The sequence below is a fragment of the Kitasatospora sp. NPDC057940 genome, from assembly GCF_042887425.1.
Taxonomy (GTDB): domain Bacteria; phylum Actinomycetota; class Actinomycetes; order Streptomycetales; family Streptomycetaceae; genus Kitasatospora.
On record NZ_JBHVPH010000005.1, the window covers coordinates 405,935 to 424,079 of the forward strand.

Consider the following 18,145-nt stretch of genomic DNA (forward strand, 5'->3'; position numbering starts at 1 on the left):
CGCACAGGACCGGGCGGGCCGACGACGTCGTGCGGCGGAGCGTCAGCCGACGTGGACGCGCGGGCGGCGGCTGCGGTCGGGTTCGGCCTCGCGCAGCACCTCGCGGGTGACCGGGGCCACCTCGCCCTGGCCGAACAGGAAGAACCGCAGGAACTGGGCGAAGGGGTTGCCCTCGGTCCACTCGAAGTAGAGGTGCGGCTGCTGCCCGGTGCGGTCCCGGATGGTGAGGGCCAGCGCGGCGATCGCGTTCGGGATGCTGGAGCTCTCCAGCGTCAGCACCCGGTAGCGGCCGTGCAGCACCTCGCCGCTCACGGTCAGCACAGTCTCGAAGTCGGAGGCGTCCCGGACGGTCACCTCGACGAAGACCAGGTCGTCCTCACCGGGGATGTCGTTGTCGGCGCGGATCTGGCGGATCTTGTCGCGGTACTCGGCGACGTCGCGGTGGGTCGGCTCGTTGGCGATCAGCCGCAGCGGGCGGTGCGCGTAGTCCCTGACGAAACGTTCCGCCACGTCGTCCAGCACCACATCGGTGACGCGCAGCTCGAAGGCCCGGCGCAGCCGGGAGAGCAGCGAGACCAGGATGATGCCGGCGATGAAGCAGGCGCCGATCTTCAGACCGTCCGGCCGCTCCAGGCAGTTCAGCACGGTGGTGTACAGGAAGATCGCCGCGATGATCGCGAAGGCGGTGGTCCAGCCCCGCTGCTTCGCCTTGTACGCGGCGATGGTGACGGCGATGGCGGCCGAGCTGATCAGCACCAGCACGCCGGTCGCGTACGCGCCGCCCTGGGCGTCCACGTTGGCGTCGAACAGCCAGGTGACCAGGAAGCCGATCAGGGTCAGCACGATCACCATCGGCCGCACCGCGCGGGCCCAGTGCGGGGCCATGCCGTAGCGGGGCAGGTAGCGCGGCAGCAGGTTGAGCATGCCCGCCATGGCGGAGGCGCCGGCGAACCAGAGGATGGCGATCGTGGACAGGTCGTAGACGCTGCCGAAGGTGCCGCCCAGGTACTCGTGGGCCAGGTAGGCGAGGGCGCGGCCGTTCGCGTCGCCGCCGGGCTTGAACTGGTCGGCCGGGATCAGCAGGGTGGTGATGAAGCTGGTGGTGATCAGGAAGCAGCTCATGATCACGGCGGCCGTGGTGAGCAGCTTGCGGGTGCCGCGGATCCGGCCGGTCGGCTTCTCCTCGGTGTCGTCCGGGTCGCCCTCGATGTGCGGCATCACGGCGACGCCGGTCTCGAAGCCGGACAGGCCGAGCGCCAGCTTCGGGAAGACCACCAGCGCCACACCCACCATGATCACCGGGTTGCCGTGCTGGGCGGTCAGCGCAGTGGTCCAGTCCGTGACCACGTGCGGCGCCTCGATGATCTTCCAGATGCCGACGGCCACCACGACCACGTTCAGCGCCAGGTAGACCCCGACCAGGGCCACCGCCAGGCCGATCGCCTCGCTGAAGCCCTTCAGGAACACCGCGCCGAGCAGCGCGACCAGGATCAGCGTGATCAGCACCTGCTTGCCGCCGAGGACGCTGGTCAGGTGCGGGTTCTCCACCAGGTGCGCGCTCGCGTCGGCGGCCGACAGGGTGATCGTGATGAGGAAGTCCGTCGCCGCGAAACCGAGCAGCGCCAGGACGAACAGCTTGCCCTTCCAGAACGACAACAGCCGCTCCAGCATGGCGATCGAGCCCTCGCCGCGCGGGCTCTCCTGCGCGACCCGCCGGTAGACCGGCAGCGCGCCGAGCAGGGTCACGATCACCAGCACGATCGTCGCGATCGGCGACAGCACGCCCGCGGCCAGGGCGGCGATGCCCGGCTGGTAGCCGAGCGTGGAGAAGTAGTCCAGGCCGGTCAGGCACATCACCCGCCACCAGCGCTGGCCCTTGTGCGCGCCGGAGTCCCCCGCCTGCGCGCCGCCCTGCGAACCGTCCTGGCCGGCTTCCCCGGTGGCCGGCCTGTCCGCCGACACGCCCTCCAGCAGCCAGCCGCGCAACCGTATTCGCGCCGACGACGGTTCCGCCGTCGCCGCCTCCGTCGAACCCGACGAAACCACCTTGCACCTCTTGTTAAAGACCCCGTAAAAGCGCCGTCGGGCGACGGCAGTGCGACAGGCTATGCGACCGGCGTTAAGGACACGTCATCGCCCCGCGTTAAGAAAACGTCATTGCTCCGCAGGTCGCGGCGGGTGGTGCGACCGGTGGTGCGGCCGGTGGTGCGGCCGGTGACAGTGCGCCCGCGACGGGGCTCCGACCGACGGCAGGTCGGCGCCGGGGCAGGGCCGCTCCCCCGCCCCGGCGCCGCGTGCCGCGAAGGTCAGGCCCGGTAGCCGAGGACGGTCATCATGCCCGTCTCCGCGTGGTAGACGTTGTGGCAGTGCACCATCCACAGGCCCGGGTTGTCGGCGTCGAAGTCGACGGCGAGCGTCGCGCCCGGCAGCACGATCGCGGTGTCCTTGCGGGGCCCGTCACCGGGCAGCGCGAAGGTGTGGCCGTGCAGGTGGACGGGGTGCCACATGCTCGTGGTGTTGCGGAACTCCAGCCGCACCCGCTCCCCCGCCGCCACCGGGTAGCGCTGCGCCGGGTCGTACCGGCGGCCGTTGAACGCCCAGTCGGCCTTCGCCATGCCGCCGGTGAGCTCCAGCCGCACCGTCCGGTCCGGCGCCCTGGCGGGCAGCCGCACGCTCGGGTCGGCCTTGAGCTGTGCCGCGCCGAGCAGCCTGCCGTCCAGCTCCGCCGGGCGCACCGAGGCGTCCGGCGCGGCGCCGCCGCCGGTGCGCAGCAGGGCGAGTGCGGAGGCGTTCTTACCCTCGGCGAGCGCGGTCAGCGGGAACACGCCGTCCTGGACGGTCACCAGCACGTCGTAGCGCTCGCCCATGCCGAGCAGCAGCGCCTGGGTGGTGGCCGGCTCGACCGGGAAGCCGTCGGTGTGGGTGACGGTCAGCTCGTGGCCGCCCAGCGCGACCCGGTAGGCGGTGTCGCCGCCCGCGTTGATCAGCCGGATCCGGACCCGGTCGCCGGGCTTGGCGGTGAAGGTCTCGGGCGCGGTGGCGAGCCGGCCGTTGACCAGGTGGAACGGGTAGCCGACGTCACCCGCGTCGCCGCCGAGCAGCGCGCTGCGGGCCCCCATCAGCATCCGGGACGGGCCGGCGGCGGGCGGGGCGGTGCTCGGGGCGCCGGTCGGAGTGCCGCCCATGGCGGCCATGTCGTGGCCGCCCATCGCCGAGTGGTCCATTCCCGCGTGGTCCATCCCGCCCATGCCCCGGGCGAGTTCGGCGAGCACGGCGTCCGGGGTGCTGCCGTCGACCCCGTCCACCCAGTCGTCCAGGACGACGACCCACTCCTTGTCGTAGCGCAGCGGCTCCTTCGGGTCCTCGACGATCAGCGGCGCGTACAGGCCGCGGTCCTGCTGAACACCGGAATGCGGGTGGAACCAGTACGTCCCCGGGTGGGCGAGCGCGAAGCGGTACTCGGCGCCGGCGCCCGCCCGCACCGCGTCCTGGGTGAGCCCGGGCACGCCGTCCATGTCGTTGCGCAGCGCGAGGCCGTGCCAGTGCAACGAGGTGGGCTGCGGAAGGTGGTTGGCGAGACTGACGGCGAGCGTCTCGCCGACCGTGGCGCGCACCTCCTGGCCGGGCAGGCGGTCGCCGTACGCCCAGCTGCGGACGGTGCGGCCGCCCAGGTCGAGCGTCGTCTCGGTGGCGGTGAGCGCGACCCTGCGCTCCGGCCCGGGCCCGCGCCGCGCCTCGGCGGCGGCGACCTCGGGGCCGCCGGGGGCGACGAAGCCGCCCGGGGTGGTGGGGGCGGCGCCCCCGTGGTCCATGCCCTTCATCGGATCGGCGGAACAGGCGGCGAGCAGACCGGTGCCGGCGGCGGCGAGCGCCGCGCCGAGCACGGTACGACGGGTGGGTGTGCGCATGACGGAGTGCACCTCGTGCGGTGGGTGTGGGTGAGCAGGACGTCGCGACGGCCGTCCCGCCCGCGCCGGAGCGCGGACCCGGGGCGGCCGGCGTACGCCTACTGACGCAGCACCGACAACCGGGCGAGGAGGATCCGCCCGCCTCCGGGCGGCGGCAGCGCGCGGACGGCCCGCAGCAGCCGGGCCCTCACCTCGGCGGCGGCGTCGCCGCTGTGCCGCAGCAGCGGGCCGGCGACGAGGAGCAGCAACGTCCAGCCCGCGAGCACGGCCAGACACACCGTCATCGGATCCATGCCGTCGGCCGCGGCGGTGTGCACCGTCTCCCCGGCGCCCGCCGGGTGAGCGGCGCTCACGGCGTGCCGCGTCGGCCCGTGGTCCGTCCCGTGCTCCACCCCGTGCCCGCCGGCGGCCGGATGGCCGAGCGTGTGCATCGTCACGATGCCGAGCAGGAGCGCCGCGAGGAGCAGCAGGCGCAGGGCCCGGGGGACGGCCGGACGCGGCTCCGCCATCGTCCACCTCCCGACCGATCCCGCCACCAGTTACCCCCACAGGGTATCCCGAGTCGCACCCTCCGGCCGAGCCGGGGCAGGCCGCCCGCGCCGACCCCGGAACTAACCCCGAGGAACGTCCCCTAAGGGCGTAGACGCGCCCGGGGGCGGGCATGGCTGGATCGTGGAACCCCGAGCAGCAGCCGTGAGAAGGTGTCGGCCATGAAGGTGATCGAGTTCGTCCTCAATGTCATTTGGCTGATCTTCTGCGGTATCTGGATGGCCATTGCCTATACCGTCGCCGGAATCATCTGCTGCGTGCTGATCGTGACCATCCCGTTCGGCGTCGCGTCCTTCCGGATCGCCGGGTTCATACTGTGGCCGTTCGGACGGACGACCGTGGAGAAGCCGGGTGCCGGGGCGGCGTCCTGCGTCGGGAACGTCATCTGGCTGATCTTCGCGGGCTGGTGGCTGGCGATCGCGCACCTGGTGACCAGCATCCCGCTGTTCCTGTCGATCATCGGCATCCCGTTCGGCTGGGCGAACCTCAAGATGATCCCGATCTCCCTCATGCCGCTCGGCCGCGAGGTCGTCCCCACCGACCAGGCCTGGGGCGCCCGGTAGCCGCAGGAGAGGCAGCCGCAGGACGAACGGCCCCGGGCCGGCGGAGGAACCGCCGGCCCGGGGCCGTTCGGCGTGTACGGGCGGTCCGGCGGCCGGTTGCGGGTCGGGTCAGAGGCCGAGCAGGCGCACGGCCTCCGCCCGCATCTCGACCTTGCGGACCTTGCCGGTGACGGTCATCGGGAACTCCTCGACCACGTGCACGTACCGCGGGATCTTGACGTGGGAGAGCCGGCCGGCACAGTAGGCGCGGACGGTGTCGGCGGTGAGCGGCTCGGCTCCCGCGCGCATGCGGATCCACGCCATCAGCTCCTCGCCGTACCGGGCGTCGGGCACGCCGACGACCTGGACGTCGAGGACGTCGGGGTGGGTGTACAGGAACTCCTCGATCTCGCGCGGGTACAGGTTCTCGCCGCCACGGATGACCATGTCCTTGATCCGGCCGGTGATGGCGAGGTAGCCGTCCTCGTCCATGACGGCGAGGTCGCCGGTGTGCATCCAGCGGGCGGCGTCGACGGCCTCGGCGGTGCGCTCGGGCTCACCCCAGTAGCCGAGCATGACGGAGTAGCCGCGGGTGCAGAGTTCACCGGGCTCGCCGCGCGGGACGGTCCGGCCGGTGGCCGGGTCGACGACCTTGACCTCCAGGTGCGGGCCGACCCGGCCGACGGTGGAGACCCGGCGGTCGACCGTGTCGTCGGCGCGGGTCTGGGTGGAGACGGGCGAGGTCTCGGTCATGCCGTAGCAGATGGCGACCTCGGCCATGCCCATCCGGCCGATGACGTCCTTCATCACCTCGGCCGGGCAGGGGGAGCCCGCCATGATGCCGGTGCGCAGGCTGCTCAGGTCGTGGCGCGCGAAGTCCGGGTCGGCGAGTTCGGCGATGAACATGGTGGGCACCCCGTACAGCGAGGTGCAGCGCTCGGCGGCGACGGCGGCCAGGGTGGCGCCCGGGTCGAAGGAGGGTGCGGGGATCACCGTGCAGGCGCCGTGGGAGACGGCCGCGAGGTTCGCCATCACCATGCCGAAGCAGTGGTAGAACGGCACCGGGACGCAGATCCGGTCCTGCTCGGTGTAGTCGAGCAGTTCCCCGACGAAGTAGCCGTTGTTGAGGATGTTGTGGTGCGACAGGGTCGCGCCCTTGGGGGAGCCGGTGGTCCCGGAGGTGTACTGGATGTTGATCGGGTCGTCCGGCGCCAACTCCCGCTGCCGCTGCGCGAGTAGGCCGGGGTCGGCGCGGCGCCCGGCGGCGAGCAGGGCGTCCCAGTCGGCGCCGCCGATCAGCACCCTGCGCTCCAACTCGGGGCACCCGGGCCGCACTTCCTCGATCATTCCGGCGTAGTCGGAGGTCTTGAAGCGCTCGGCCGCGACCAGCAGGCGGATCCCGGCCTGGTTCAGCACGTACGCCAACTCGTGCGAGCGGTACGCCGGGTTGATGGTGACCAGGATCGCGCCGAGCTTGGCGGTGGCGTACTGGGTGAGCGTCCACTCGGCGCAGTTGGGCGCCCAGATGCCGATCCGGTCGCCCTTGGCGATGCCGAGGTCGAGCAGGCCCATGGCCAACGCGTCGACGTCGGCGGCGAGTTCGGCGTACGTCCAGCGGCGGGCGGTGGCCCGGTCGATCAGGGCGTCCCGCTCGGGGAAGGCGCGCACCGCGCGGTCGAGGTTCTCCCCGATGGTGTCGCCGAGCAGCGGCACGTCCGAGGTGCCGGAGGCGTAGCTGCGCGGGGTCGGCGTGGTCGGCACGTTCTGGCTCCTGGGTGGGCGCGTGCGGGTCGGCCCCCATGGTCTCCACCGCGCGCCCGCGCCACCACCCCCGAACGGGGGTGCGGACACGATGCTGGGGCCGCCCGTCGGGTTCGACGGGCGGCCCCAGCAGTCGGGTCAGGCGTTGACGCAGGTGTTGCCGAAGGCCGGGTTGAGGATGCTGATGATGCCGATCGAGTTGCCGCAGACGTTGGCCTCGAGGTTGATCGGGATCTGGATCTGGTTGCCGGAGAGCACACCGGGGGAACCGAACGCGACACCGTTCGCGGTCGCGTCGCCCGCGGCGGCGGTGCCGGCACCGGCCAGGACGGCCACGGCGGCGAGGGCGGTGGCGGCGAGGGTGGTACGAATACGCATTGCGTCACTCCTTGTGAGGGCAGCGAACATCCATGTGACGAACACACTCGCACCGATCGAACTCGATGGCAGGCCGAGAACGGCCGAATTGGTCACTCAGAGGGCGTGTCGCCCTCCCGCTCCCCCGGCACCGGCCCCGCGGACCCGGCCGCGCGCACCGATTCCAGCAGGTCCCGGGCCGGTTCGAGCCCCGGTTCGGCCGCCACCGCGCGGTGCAGCAGTCCGAGCGCGAACGCCCTGTCACCTGCCGCCAACGCCGCCAGCGCCCGGTTGTAGTCGATCCGAGCGGCGTAACGCAGCCTGAACAGCACGCCGAGATCCTCCCGGCAGGACGGGCAGCGCAGGCCCTGCGGGTCCGCCGGGACGGCGCACTGCGGGCAGAGCACCTCGATCGGCGGAACCTCGGCAGCCGGCCCGCCGATCGGGTGCACGTCGGCCGGGGACGGCGCGGACAGGGACACCCCGGACGGAGGTACCTCGGACGGAGTCACGTCGGGGTTCATCGCGGACCGGCCTCCTCCGGACGGACCGGGCCGAGCGACTCCGCGAGCGGCTCGCTGCCCAGCTCCCGCTGCGCCTGCGCGTACAGCGCCAGCAGCGCCGAGCTGTGCTGGTTGGCGGCCTCCATGTTGGCCGACTCCACCGCCTCGTCCAGCCCGCGCAGCTCGGCCATGATCCGCTGGGCCAGCGCCGGCGAGACCATGTTCTGGTTGACGTAGACGTTGCACATGGTGAGCATCCGGAAGGTGTGCCCGAGCGAGTCGCACAGCTCGTCGGCCCGCTGGGCGGCGCGCACGGCGCCCTCCCAGTCGGCCGCCTCGCGGCGCAGCCGCAGGTCGGCGGCCACCGACCGCAGCCGGTCGAGGTCGCTCGGGTCGAGGTGCTTCTCGCAGTAGTGGATGAACAGGCTGAGGTACGCCTCCGAGCCGCGCACCCAGCGCTGGGCCTTGAGCTGGCGCTGGGCCCGCTCCAGCGCCTCGTCCACCGACTGGCCGCGGGTCTGGCCGGCGGCCAGGTCGTCCAGGCTGTCCATGAGGCGCTGCGCCTCGCGCATCTCGGCCTCGGTGAGCTCGCCGCCCCAGCGGTCGGTGAAGGTCTCGATCTGCCGCTGCTGCTCCTCGACCTGGACCTTGAGCTCGGGGTCGAGGGTGACGCGTTCCAGCTTGACGGTCTTCTCGCCGCCGCCCTGGATCCGCACCGACAGGGTGATGGTGCGGTCCCGGTCGAGGCCGAAGGACACCTCCACCGGGGTGCGGCCGCCGAGCCCGGCGGGCAGCCGCAGGGTCAGGTGGCCGATCAGCTCGTTCTGCTGGGCGATCTCGTGCTCGCCCTCGTAGACCGCGATCTCCAGCCGCTGGCGGCCGCTGCCGGAGACCACGAACTCGCGGCTGACCGGCGAACCGGTCGGGTAGCTGGTGTTCTTGGGGATGATGACGGCCAGCCGGCCGTCGTTGAGCTCGATGCCGAGGTTCTTCGGGGTGATGTCGAACGGGTTGGTGACCTGCATCAGCTCGCCGCAGCCCTGGCAGACCTCGCTGCCGGGCGGGTTGACCACGCCGCAGGCCGCGCAGCGCAGGCCGACGTCCTCGGCGGCGGTCGAGGCGACCTTGGTCTGCCCGGGTGCGGCGGAGTTGAGCGCCTCGCCGCACAGTTCGCAGGCGGTGACGCCGGGGGCGGCGGGGGTGCCGCAGCGCGGGCAGTTGTCGCCGCGCACGGCGGTGGCCGCCTGGGACTGCGCCGGGATGGCCGCACCGGCGGCCGAACCGCCCAGCTCCTGGCCGCACTTGGGGCAGGCGGTGGCCTCGGCGTCGACCGGCAGGTGGCAGCCGGTGCAGGAGACCCGGGGCCCGCCGAGCAGCGTGGTGGCGCAGTTGGCGCAGTTGGAGGCGGAGAGGTCGCCGGGGGCCCGGCACTCGGGGCACTCCACCTCGCCAACCAGCGCGGACTGCACGGCCGCACCGAGCGCCACGCACTGCATCGGGTTGACGCCGCGCCGGATCCGGCGAGGCCCGAAGACCTCGCCGAGCCGCCGGGCCACCAGCGGGATCGCGGTGGAGCCGCCGACCAGCACCACCTCGTCGATGTCCCCGACGGTGAGGTTGGCCTGCATGATGGCCTTGTGGGTCAGCTCGATGGTGCGCTCGATCCGGGCCTCGATCAGCTCCTCGAAGCGGGCCCGTTCGAACTCCGTCTCCAGCACCAGCTGGCCGGCGCCGAGGCCGGGCAGGATCACCTCGGAGGCCTCCTGGTGGGAGAGCTCGATCTTGATGGTCTCGGCCGTGGAGGCGATCTTGGGGCGGTCCCGCAGGTCGGGCTGGTAGTCCGCGCCGTACTCCTCGCGGATGTCCTCCAGCAGTGCGGTGGTGATGGCCCGGTCGAAGTCGTCGCCGCCGAGCAGGTTGTCGCCCTCGATGCCGAGCACCGAGACCGAGCCGGGCACCAGCAGCAGGATGGAGATGTCGAAGGTGCCGCCGCCGAGGTCGTAGACCAGGACGGTCCGGCCCTCGTCTCCTGCCTCGGAGGTGATCCCGTAGGCGAGCGCGGCGGCGGTCGGCTCGTTGATGATCCGCAGCACGTGCAGGCCGGCCATCCGGCCCGCCTCCTGGGTGGCGGCGACCTGCCGTTCGCCGAAGTACGCGGGGACGGTGATGACGGCCCGGTGGAAGGGCTCGCCGAAGCGCTGTTCGGCGTCCTCCTTGAGGCGGTGCAGGATGATCGCGGAGATCTCGATCGGGGTGTAGGAGCGGCCGTTGAACCAGACGTTGACGTCGCCGTCGGTGCCTGCCGTGACCTTGTAGTCGACCTCCTTGAGGGCGGCCTGGACCTGCGGGTCCTTGAACTTGCGGCCCATGAAGCGCTTGACCGAGCGGATCACGTTGGCGCCGTCGATGGCGACCCGGCTGCGCGCCGTGGAGCCGACCAGCAGTTCGCCCTTGCGGCCGCTGCCGACCACGGAGGGCGTGGCCTCCTGGTTCTGCCGGTTGAAGATGATCTCCGGCTCGCCCCGGCGCAGGTGGGCCACCACCGAGTTGGTGGTGCCCAGGTCGATGCCGAGTGTGCGGTACATGTCGTTCCCCTCTTGCCCCTCGTGGTCCTGGCTACTTCTTCCGCTTGCGCCGGCCGCCCGCGGCCGTTCCCTTCCGGCGGGCCCGGGGCGGGGCCGCCGTGGCCCGGGCGGCGGGGTTCACCGGCGCGGCGGCTGCTTCCGGTCCGTCGTCCGCGCCTTCGGCTTCCGTGGGCACGGCGTCGTCGGGCCCGGCTTCCGTGGGCGCGATGTCCTCGGGCTCGGCGGCTCCGGGCCCCACGTCGTCGGTCTCGGCGGCCGCGGGCTCCAGGGCCCGCTCGACGTCCTCCGCGAGGACCGGCTCCCCCACCGGGGCGGGCTCGGGCACCGCGGCGACGACGACCTGGGCGCGGCGCAGCACCTCCTCCTCCCAGAAGAACCCGGTGACCACCGTCCGGACGACCGTCTCCGGCGCCACCCCGGGACGCGGCTCGCTGCCCACGATCTCGGTCAGCGCCGGGTCCGCCGCCAGCCCCTCCAGCCGCATCGGGCGCACCCCGGCCTTGGCGAGGCGGCCGAGCAGCCGCCGGCGGGTGGCCTCGATCCCGGTACCGCGCCCGAGCAGCACCAGCTCCCGGTCCAGGCCGAGCGCGGCGAGGGCGTCGTCCACCTCGACCAGGATGCCCAGCAGGTCCCGCTGGGTGGCCCGGGCGGTCTGCGCCTCCTCGGCCCGCAGGCGCTGCAGGAGGGAGGCCCGGAACAGCAGTTGGCTGAACGCCTGGTCGAGGTCGACCTCCAGGGCGCGCTGCGGGACGTCCAGTGGCCGGTGGCCGGCGGGCGCGGGAGCGGTCGGCGTGTCGGTCATTCGGGTACCTCGATCTGCGGCAGCACGGACAGGTCGGCCGCGTAGCGGGCGGGGACGGGCGGTTCGGGGTCGGCGCCGCCGGGGGCGGGTTCGGCGAAGTCGGCCGCCGCCTCGGCCCGGTGCAGCACCAGGAGGGCGGCGGCGGGCGGCAGCGGCGGGCGTTCGACGACCAGCAGCGGCTCGGCGAGGGCGGGCGCCAGCAGTTCGGCGGCCTGGTCGACCGGCTCCGGCGGCAGGGGGCGCTGGAGGTCCAGCTCCAGCCGCCGGTCGGGGTTGCGCAGCAGGGCGGCGGCGTCCTGGATCTGCTGGCGGGTGTAGCGGCCGGCCTTCATCGCCGGGCCGACGGCGAGGTTGATCTCGCGCACGCCGGCCGTGAGCGCAACGCCCAGGACCTCGTACGGCGACGGTTCGTGCAGTGGCATGGCGGGCGGCTTCTCTCCTCACGGCTGACGGTGACTCAGTGATGTGACTTGGATCAGGAATTGGCTGCTGCTGTGGATCGGGAACGGGCGCATGGGCTACGACGACGGCGGCGGCTCCGCGGTTGCCGTCAGCGCAGCGCGCCGATCCTCCGTTGCAGGGCGCGCAGGTCGCGGTCGTCCGGGTTGTACTCGACGGCCTGGCGGATCAGCGAGCGGGCCTCCCGGAACTGGCGCAGGTTGGCCCGGCTGACGGCGTAGGAGCTGTAGACGACGCTGAGTTCGACGTGCAGCTTGGCGACGTCCTCCGGGGTGCGGGAGAGCGCGAGCGCCTCCTCCAGCAGCCGGATCGCGTCGGGGTAGCGGTGGGCCTCGTAGTGGCCGATGGCCTCGCCGCGCCAGACGCTGACCATCAGGCGGCGGATCTCGGCCGAGTCGTCGTAGGACCGGGCCTTCTGGAGCATGGCGGCCTGGGTGGTGAACGGGCTGCTCTGGAGGTTGTCCAGCATGTGGTTGGCCAGCATCACGGCGACCCGGCGCGGGGCCTCCTGCTCGGTGTCGCCGTCCCATTCCGGGTCGGCGCGCAGGGCTTCCGCCATCCGGGCGACGGCGAGGGCGCGGTGGTCCGCGAAGGCGGCGATGCGGGAGAGGTGGCGCAGTACGAAGGCGAGGCCGAGCCGGTGGTCCGGGTCGGGGTTGAGCGCGATCAGCTCCCGCCACGCGTCGGCGGCCTCCTCCAGTTCCGCTTCGGGGGCGTCGGGGCGGCTGAGCTGGCTGGCCCGGTTGCCGAGGGCGGCCTCCAGGAAGTGGACGGCGGTCGGGTCGCCGGGGGCGAGTTCCATGCTCTTGCGCAGCAGGACCAGGGCGCGGGGGTAGTCCTTGTCCTCGTTGTTGATCTTGCGGGCCCACTGGGCGTAGGTGGCGCCGAGGTCGCCGCGCACCTCGGGGTGGTCGGGGGCCAGCACGAGGGCCTTCTCCAGGAGTTCGGTGGCGCCCGCCTGGTCGTCGTCGCTGCTCTTGAGCAGGGCGCGGGCGGCCCGGACGCCGGACTCGGCGGCGATCGCGGGCGCGTCGGCGGGCAGGACGGCGCCGGGCACGGCCCGGGCGCGGGTGAGGCAGTCCAGGGCCTCGCGCCAGTCCTGGTTGCGGTGGTGCTCGCGGGCCTCGCTGACCAGGCTCTCGCCGAGCAGGTCCCGCCAACCCGTGCCGCGTTCGGCCTCGGGCACCGCGTCCAGGGCGCCGACGGCGGCGGCCTGGCGGCCCTGGAGGAGCAGGTAGCGCTGCGGGCCGAGGTCGCCGAACAGGCCGAGGGCCCTGGCCAGCGGGTGCCCGGCGGGGGCTTCCGGTCGCCGCCAGGCCCGGACGGCCTCGTCGAACCCGGCGGCCCAGGAGGCGAGTTCGGGCTCCTGGCGGAGCAGCCGGTCGAGCGTGGGGCCGAGGGCGAGGCGCCGGGCGGGGAGGCCGGGCAGGGCGATCCGGACGTCCTCCTGGGCGAAGGCGTCGGCGCTGTGCGCCTCCATGCCGAGGCGCAGGGTCCAGGCGGTGACCTCGTCGCCGGTGCGGCCGGCGGCCCGGTCCAGGGCGCGCAGGTCCTCGCGGAGGCGGTCGGTGAGGGCGCTGCGGGCGGTGGACATCCGCTGCGGGTCGGCCGGGCGGCCGGTGATCCGGGCGGACTCCGCCCACAGGTCGGGCTGGTGGAGGGCGGCGACCAGGCAGCCGAGCGTCCAGGTCCAGATCCGCTCGTCCGGGCCTTCCGAGGTTTCCGGGCCCGCTTGGAGGGAGACCGCGAGCCGGTAGCCGGCCAGGCCGAGCGCGTGCAGCAGCCGGGGGTGGGCCGGGTCCTTGAGCAGCAGGGCGCGGTAGCCGTCCCAGGCCTCGCGGTGGCGGCCCTCGACGGCGTGCTGGTGGGCCTCGTGCTCGGCGAGCAGGACGAGCGCGGCGGCGGCCTGCGGCCGGCCCGGGGCGAGGGTGAGGGCCTGGCGCAGGTCACCGGCCGCGCGTCCGGGCTCCCCGGCGGCGAGGGCGGCGCCGGCCCGGCGGATCAGGACGGCGCCGCGCGCGGCGGCGGCGTCCGCCGGCAGGTCGGCCAACGCCTCGTCCAGTCGGCCGAGTTCGGCCCGCAGCAGGGCGAGGTCCAGCCGTACGGGCGCGGCGGCGGGGCTGTCGCCGAGGGCCTGCGCCCAGGCAGCGAGGACGGGTTCGGCCTGCTCGGGCACCCCGGCCCGGCGGGCGCAGTCCAGGACGGCGCGCAGCGCGGGGCCGGCGCAGCGCACGCAGCGCGGCGAGGCGCCGTCGGCGGGGCGGTGCAGGTGGGCGGCGCAGGCCTCCCGGCCGCAGCCGGCGCAGGCGCCGGTGGCGGGGGCGGGGCAGACGGCGCAGTCGGCCGTCGTGGGCGGGGGCTGCGGCGGTTCGGGGGCCTGGCCGGCGGTCAGGAAGTGGCGGTACCAGTCCAGGGCCGCGGCCCAGTTGCCGGCCCGTTCGGCGAGCAGCGCCCGCAGCCGGGCGAGGGCCGGGTCGCCGGCCGGGTCGGGGGCCAGCGGGGCGAGCAGGGTGATGGTCTGGACCGGACGGCCGGTCAGCAGGGCGGCGGCGGCCAGGTGGTAGCGGTCGCGCGGCCCGGTGGCGGCGTCGAGCAGGGTGCCCAGCGGTTCGGTGGAGCCCGCGGCCAGGGCGAGGGCGGCACGCAGCCGGGCCTGCCGGTGGGTGACGGAGCCGGGCAGGGTGTCGGCGAGGTCGAGGGCGGCGGCGGCCCGCTCGCGCGGTTCGGGCCGGTCGCGGCCGGTGATCAGCAGGTGCGCGGCCTCGCGCAGGGCGGCCTCGCGCAGCGCGGCCCGGTAGCCGGGGGCGGCCGGGTGGTCGGCGGCGGCCTGCTGCCAGAGCTCCCGGGCGGCCACCGGGTCGTCGGCCAGCCGGGTGCGGGCGAGCCGGTCGCGGGCCAGGGCCTGCCGTTCGCGCAGGTCCTCGTCGTGCAGCGGCTCCCAGCGGGCCAGGGCGCCGGCCGGGTCGTCGGTGCGGGCGAGGGCGAGACCGTGGTGGAAGGCGGCGATCCGGGACCAGCGGGAGTCCGGCTCGACGTCCGCCTCGGCGCCGAGGACGGGCGCGGCCTCGGCGGCCTGCCCGGCGGCGAGCAGGGCCGCGCCGAGCCGGACCCGGGCGGGGCGCCAGTCGGGGGCGAGGCCGAGGCCGGTGCGGTAGTCGGCGGCCGCCTCGGCGGGGCGCGCGGCCCGCTCGTGCACCAGGGCGAGGCCGAACCGGGCCGGGGCGAAGGAGGGTTGGACGGTCAGGGCGGCGGTGAACTGGTCCCGGGCCTGGTCGTCGGCGCCGAGCAGCAGGGCGAGCCGGCCGAGGGCGTAGCGGGGGCGGGGGTCGCCGGGGGTCTCGGTGGCGGCGGCCGCAAGGTCGGACCAGGCCGCGTCGGTGGCGCCGAGCCGCTGCCGGGCCAGGCCCCGGAAGAGCAGGCTCTCGGTGCGCAGCGCCGGGCCGCGCCCCCACGGGGAGGGCTCACCGGGGCCGCGGCGCAGCGCCTCGTCGAAGGCGGCGACGGCGGGTTCGTCCCGGTGCAGGGTGAACAGCTGGGCGCCCCAGCGGAACCAGAGTTCGCCGCTGCCACCGGGGGCGGACGCGGCGAGCAGGGTCTCGGCCTCGGCGGCGCGGTCGGTGCCGCACAGCAGGGCGGACCGGGCCAGGACCGGCCAGTCCCGGCCGGGCAGTGCGGCCAGCGACCGGGTGGTGGCGCTCTCGCGCTGCTCGGGGGAGCCGTCGCGGCAGAGCCGTTGGAGCCAGTCCGTGGCGCGGGCGGCGGCCGCGGCCTCCTCGCCGGGTTCGGCGCCGTCGGCGGTGGCCCGGAGGAAGGCGAGCAGCGGCCCGAGGTCGCCCTCGGGGGCGGATATCCGCTCCTCGGCGAGGCGGTGCAGGCTCCACCGGGGCAGTTGCCGGGCCGGGTCGGCGAGCAGTGGGAAGGCCTCGCGGTGCAGGGCGAGGGTGGCCTGCTGGTCACCGGTGGGGACGGTGGCCTCGGCCTGGCCGAGCAGGGCGAGGCCGCGTTGCGGGCGCAGTTCCTCGGGGCCGGCGGCGAGCCGTTGGGCGAGGCGCGCGTAGCGGCGACGGGCCTGCGGGGCCTTGCCGGCGGCGAGCCGTTCGGCGGCCGCGGCCAGCGCCTTGGCCACGGCCTGGGCGTCCAGGCTCCGTCGGCGGCGGGCCAGTACGACGGCTGCCGCACCGGCCAGTGCCACCACGATCAGCAGCACCGCGAGCTGCACCATGCACCGTCCCCCTGCGCTTGGAAATACGCCACTCGATGATCAACACGTGGTGTGTGATCATGACTTGACGCTGTTTCGATGTTGCTCGGGCGCCCATCAGAATAGGCCCTCCACCGGACAGACGAACAGAATTGAGCACTATCCTGGGCGACGCAGCGGAAGCGGTGCGAGAACCACCGCGCGGGAACCGGCCCGAGGCCGGGTCAGGGCGAACAGGCCATCAGGGTCCAGTCGGGGGATGCGTGTCCGAGTCGCGTTGGGTGCCCGGGCTCCGGTTCGGGCCGGAGTTCGACCCCGAGCAGTACGAGCTCCTGGAGTTCCACCACCGGGGCGGCGAGGCCGAGGTGTGGCGGGCGGTGCGGACCGGCCACAGCGGGCTCAAGGAACTCGTCGCCGCGAAGATCATGCTGGAGCGCGACCCCTCCGAGGTACGGCGCTGGCTCGGCCGCTGGGACGACGTCTCGCACAACGCCCACCGCCTGGACGTGACCGACCTGGTGGTGCCCAGCTTCCTGCTCGGCCCCTCCCCGCACCGGCCCGGCGCCGCGCCCTCCGCCGGACTGCTCGGCTACCAGATCTCCCCCTGGGTCGAGGGCGTGCCGCTGCACACCTGGGCCCGCACCCAGCGCGGCGGCCCGGCGGCGGTGGCCGAGGTGCTGGCCCGGCTCTGCCGGATCGTCGACGAACTGCACCGCAAACGCTGGGTGCACCGCGACATCTCCCCCGCCAACGTCCTGGTGGACGCCCAGAACCAGGTCAAGCTGATCGACCTGACCTTCCTGGCCCCGCTCGACCACACCCTCACCGTCGCGGTGTTCACCCCCGGGCACGTCCCGCCGGAGGCCGAGCAGGTCGGCGGCTTCCCCACCACCGCCAAGGACCTGTTCGCGGTCGGCACCCTCGCCCGCACCCTGCTGCTGCCCGACCACGGCCGGCTCGACCACCGGCTCGCCGCCGAACAGGCCCGCGCCGAACTCCTGGCCGCCGGCTACGGCGAGGACCTGGCGCGCTGGGCCTGCGAACCGCTCGCCCGCGAACCGGACCGCCGACCCTCCCCGCTCGGCCCCTGGGTGGGCCGCGGCCGCGAACTCCTGCGCTCGCGCCGACCGGTGGCGCGCACCGCGGGCCTGGCCGTCCTCCCCGACCGGGCCGGCCGGCCACTGCTCGTCACCGGCGGCGCCGACGGCACCGCACTGGCCGGCCCCGGACACCACGGGCAGCGCCTGCCGGCCGGCCAGGGGCCCGGCCCGGTCAGGGAGTTGCTGGCCGGCTGGGCCGGCGGCCAGGGCGAACTGGTCATCTGCGCCGAGGACCGCGGCGGGACGCTCTGGGTCGGCACCTCGGCCGGCTGGTGGGAGGCCGCGCGCGGCGTCAGCGGGCTCGCCGGGGCGGTCGACTCCGCCGGGGAGATGACGGTCTGGACGGCGGCCGGCGGCGCCCTGCGCTCCTACCGCTGGGCGCCCGGCCTCACCCTCACCGGCCACGAGCTGCCCGGCTGCCCGGCCGACCGGGTGCTCGCCGCCCTGGAGGAGCGGGCCGGATCCTGGCTGGTCCTGGTCGAGCACCGGGAGCGGGTGCTGAGCTGGCGACCGGGCTCGGCGCAGGGCCCCACCCCGCTGGGGCCGCCCGGCGCCCTGCGCGCCGGGGCGCTGGCCCGCACCTCCGCCGGCCCGCAGGCCGCCACGCTGCGCCCGGACGGCTCCGTCCAGCTGCACACCCTCGGCACGGCCGGGCCGGCTCCCGAGATCGGCGACGGCGAGCCCTCCCTCGGCGTCGCGATGGCCGGCCACCGGGGCGGCCCGACGGTGGCGCTGGCCGGCGCGGGCGGCGTCCGGCTTCGGCTGCCGGCCGGCGGCGCCTCCCGGCGGCCGCGCTGGTGGCGGCCGACGCTGCGCCCGGCCACCCGGGTCGCACTCGCGATGGGCGAGGACTGGCGGCTGTGCCTGGCCGCGGTGGTGGAGGGCGAGTTGCAGTGCTGGCAGGAGGACGCGGCGTACCGGTGGCAGGCGGTGGCGCTGCCCGAGCAGGGCTGAGCGGGGCTTCGCGGGGCTGAGCGGCGCTGAACGGAACGCGCCGGCGCCCCGGAACCTGGTGCGGTTCCGGGGCGCCGACGGCTCGGGCGGGTCGAACAGGGTGGGCGGCTCGGCGTTCGGACGGGCTCAGCGGAAGCGGCGCAGCCGCAGGCTGTTGCCGACCACGAAGACCGACGAGAAGGCCATCGCGGCCCCCGCGATCATCGGGTTGAGCATCCCGGCCGCAGCCAGCGGCAGGGCGGCGACGTTGTAGCCGAAGGCCCAGAACAGGTTGCTCTTGATGGTGGCCAGGGTCCTGCGGGAGAGCCGGATGGCGTCGGCCGCCGCCAGCAGGTCGCCGCGGACCAGGGTGAGGTCGCCGGCCTCGATCGCGGCGTCGGTGCCGGTGCCCATGGCCAGGCCCAGGTCGGCCTGGGCGAGGGCG

At 74.7% G+C, this 18,145-nt stretch carries 12 protein-coding genes and 1 pseudogene; 2 read left to right on the plus strand and 11 right to left on the minus strand.

The window, feature by feature from the left end:
- Positions 1 to 42: 42 nt before the first annotated feature.
- The 3 genes from ACFVTF_RS12070 to ACFVTF_RS12080 all read right to left on the minus strand — a co-directional run bounded on the left by ACFVTF_RS12070 (position 43) and on the right by ACFVTF_RS12080 (position 4,417).
- Positions 43 to 2,046, minus strand: coding sequence for an amino acid transporter (locus tag ACFVTF_RS12070; RefSeq protein ID WP_387812506.1), 2,004 nt, complete (start codon positions 2,044 to 2,046; stop codon positions 43 to 45).
- Between the two features lie 260 nt (positions 2,047 to 2,306).
- Entirely contained in the window at positions 2,307 to 3,908 is a 1,602-nt protein-coding gene (locus ACFVTF_RS12075; protein WP_387812508.1) for a multicopper oxidase family protein, read from the minus strand.
- 98 nt (positions 3,909 to 4,006) lie between these two features.
- Positions 4,007 to 4,417, minus strand: coding sequence for a DUF6153 family protein (locus ACFVTF_RS12080; protein WP_387812511.1), 411 nt, complete (start codon positions 4,415 to 4,417; stop codon positions 4,007 to 4,009).
- Between the two features lie 201 nt (positions 4,418 to 4,618).
- On the opposite strand from ACFVTF_RS12080, the gene ACFVTF_RS12085 reads away from it, so the two are divergent.
- A complete protein-coding gene (locus tag ACFVTF_RS12085) occupies positions 4,619 to 5,020 on the plus strand; it encodes a YccF domain-containing protein (RefSeq protein ID WP_063346584.1) in 402 nt (133 codons plus the stop codon).
- 108 nt (positions 5,021 to 5,128) lie between these two features.
- Here ACFVTF_RS12085 and ACFVTF_RS12090 read toward each other — a convergent pair whose 3' ends face one another.
- The 7 genes from ACFVTF_RS12090 to ACFVTF_RS12120 all read right to left on the minus strand — a co-directional run bounded on the left by ACFVTF_RS12090 (position 5,129) and on the right by ACFVTF_RS12120 (position 15,688).
- Positions 5,129 to 6,760 (minus strand): AMP-binding protein, encoded by a 1,632-nt coding sequence (locus ACFVTF_RS12090; RefSeq protein ID WP_387812514.1) that lies wholly within the window; start codon positions 6,758 to 6,760, stop codon positions 5,129 to 5,131.
- Between the two features lie 138 nt (positions 6,761 to 6,898).
- On the minus strand, positions 6,899 to 7,138 hold the full coding sequence (locus tag ACFVTF_RS12095) for a chaplin (protein ID WP_363585957.1): 240 nt from the start codon (positions 7,136 to 7,138) through the stop codon (positions 6,899 to 6,901).
- Positions 7,139 to 7,230: 92 nt separating this feature from the next.
- Positions 7,231 to 7,641 (minus strand): hypothetical protein, encoded by a 411-nt coding sequence (locus tag ACFVTF_RS12100; protein WP_387812517.1) that lies wholly within the window; start codon positions 7,639 to 7,641, stop codon positions 7,231 to 7,233.
- Positions 7,638 to 10,205 carry an Hsp70 family protein gene (locus ACFVTF_RS12105; protein WP_387812519.1) on the minus strand — a complete coding sequence of 856 codons (2,568 nt, stop codon included), beginning with the start codon at positions 10,203 to 10,205 and terminating at the stop codon, positions 7,638 to 7,640. Before ACFVTF_RS12105 ends, ACFVTF_RS12100 begins: the two co-directional genes overlap by 4 nt.
- 31 nt (positions 10,206 to 10,236) lie before the next feature.
- The gene (locus tag ACFVTF_RS12110; RefSeq protein ID WP_387812522.1) at positions 10,237 to 11,007 is read right to left on the minus strand and encodes a nucleotide exchange factor GrpE; all 771 of its coding nucleotides are present in this window, start codon (positions 11,005 to 11,007) and stop codon (positions 10,237 to 10,239) included.
- On the minus strand, positions 11,004 to 11,429 hold the full coding sequence (locus ACFVTF_RS12115) for a hypothetical protein (protein ID WP_387812524.1): 426 nt from the start codon (positions 11,427 to 11,429) through the stop codon (positions 11,004 to 11,006). The genes ACFVTF_RS12110 and ACFVTF_RS12115 overlap by 4 nt, the downstream gene beginning before the upstream one ends.
- Before the next feature lie 128 nt (positions 11,430 to 11,557).
- Positions 11,558 to 15,688: a hypothetical protein gene (locus tag ACFVTF_RS12120; protein ID WP_387812526.1), complete on the minus strand. Its 4,131-nt coding sequence runs from the start codon at positions 15,686 to 15,688 to the stop codon at positions 11,558 to 11,560.
- A gap of 242 nt (positions 15,689 to 15,930) precedes the next feature.
- On the opposite strand from ACFVTF_RS12120, the gene ACFVTF_RS12125 reads away from it, so the two are divergent.
- The gene (locus ACFVTF_RS12125) at positions 15,931 to 17,721 is read left to right on the plus strand and encodes a protein kinase (protein WP_387812529.1); all 1,791 of its coding nucleotides are present in this window, start codon (positions 15,931 to 15,933) and stop codon (positions 17,719 to 17,721) included.
- A 126-nt stretch (positions 17,722 to 17,847) separates the two neighbouring features.
- On the opposite strand, the pseudogene ACFVTF_RS12130 reads toward ACFVTF_RS12125, so the two are convergent.
- Positions 17,848 to 18,145, minus strand: a pseudogene (locus ACFVTF_RS12130) (heavy metal translocating P-type ATPase); the annotation flags it as partial.

Coding starts and splice junctions, on each gene's coding strand:
- ACFVTF_RS12075 (WP_387812508.1), bottom strand. CDS start 3,908: ATGCGCACACCCACCCGTCGTACCGTGCTCGGCGCGGCGCTCGCCGCC.
- ACFVTF_RS12080 (WP_387812511.1), bottom strand. CDS start 4,417: ATGGCGGAGCCGCGTCCGGCCGTCCCCCGGGCCCTGCGCCTGCTGCTC.
- ACFVTF_RS12085 (WP_063346584.1), top strand. CDS start 4,619: ATGAAGGTGATCGAGTTCGTCCTCAATGTCATTTGGCTGATCTTCTGC.
- ACFVTF_RS12095 (WP_363585957.1), bottom strand. CDS start 7,138: ATGCGTATTCGTACCACCCTCGCCGCCACCGCCCTCGCCGCCGTGGCC.
- ACFVTF_RS12100 (WP_387812517.1), bottom strand. CDS start 7,641: ATGAACCCCGACGTGACTCCGTCCGAGGTACCTCCGTCCGGGGTGTCC.
- ACFVTF_RS12105 (WP_387812519.1), bottom strand. CDS start 10,205: ATGTACCGCACACTCGGCATCGACCTGGGCACCACCAACTCGGTGGTG.
- ACFVTF_RS12110 (WP_387812522.1), bottom strand. CDS start 11,007: ATGACCGACACGCCGACCGCTCCCGCGCCCGCCGGCCACCGGCCACTG.
- ACFVTF_RS12115 (WP_387812524.1), bottom strand. CDS start 11,429: ATGCCACTGCACGAACCGTCGCCGTACGAGGTCCTGGGCGTTGCGCTC.
- ACFVTF_RS12120 (WP_387812526.1), bottom strand. CDS start 15,688: ATGGTGCAGCTCGCGGTGCTGCTGATCGTGGTGGCACTGGCCGGTGCG.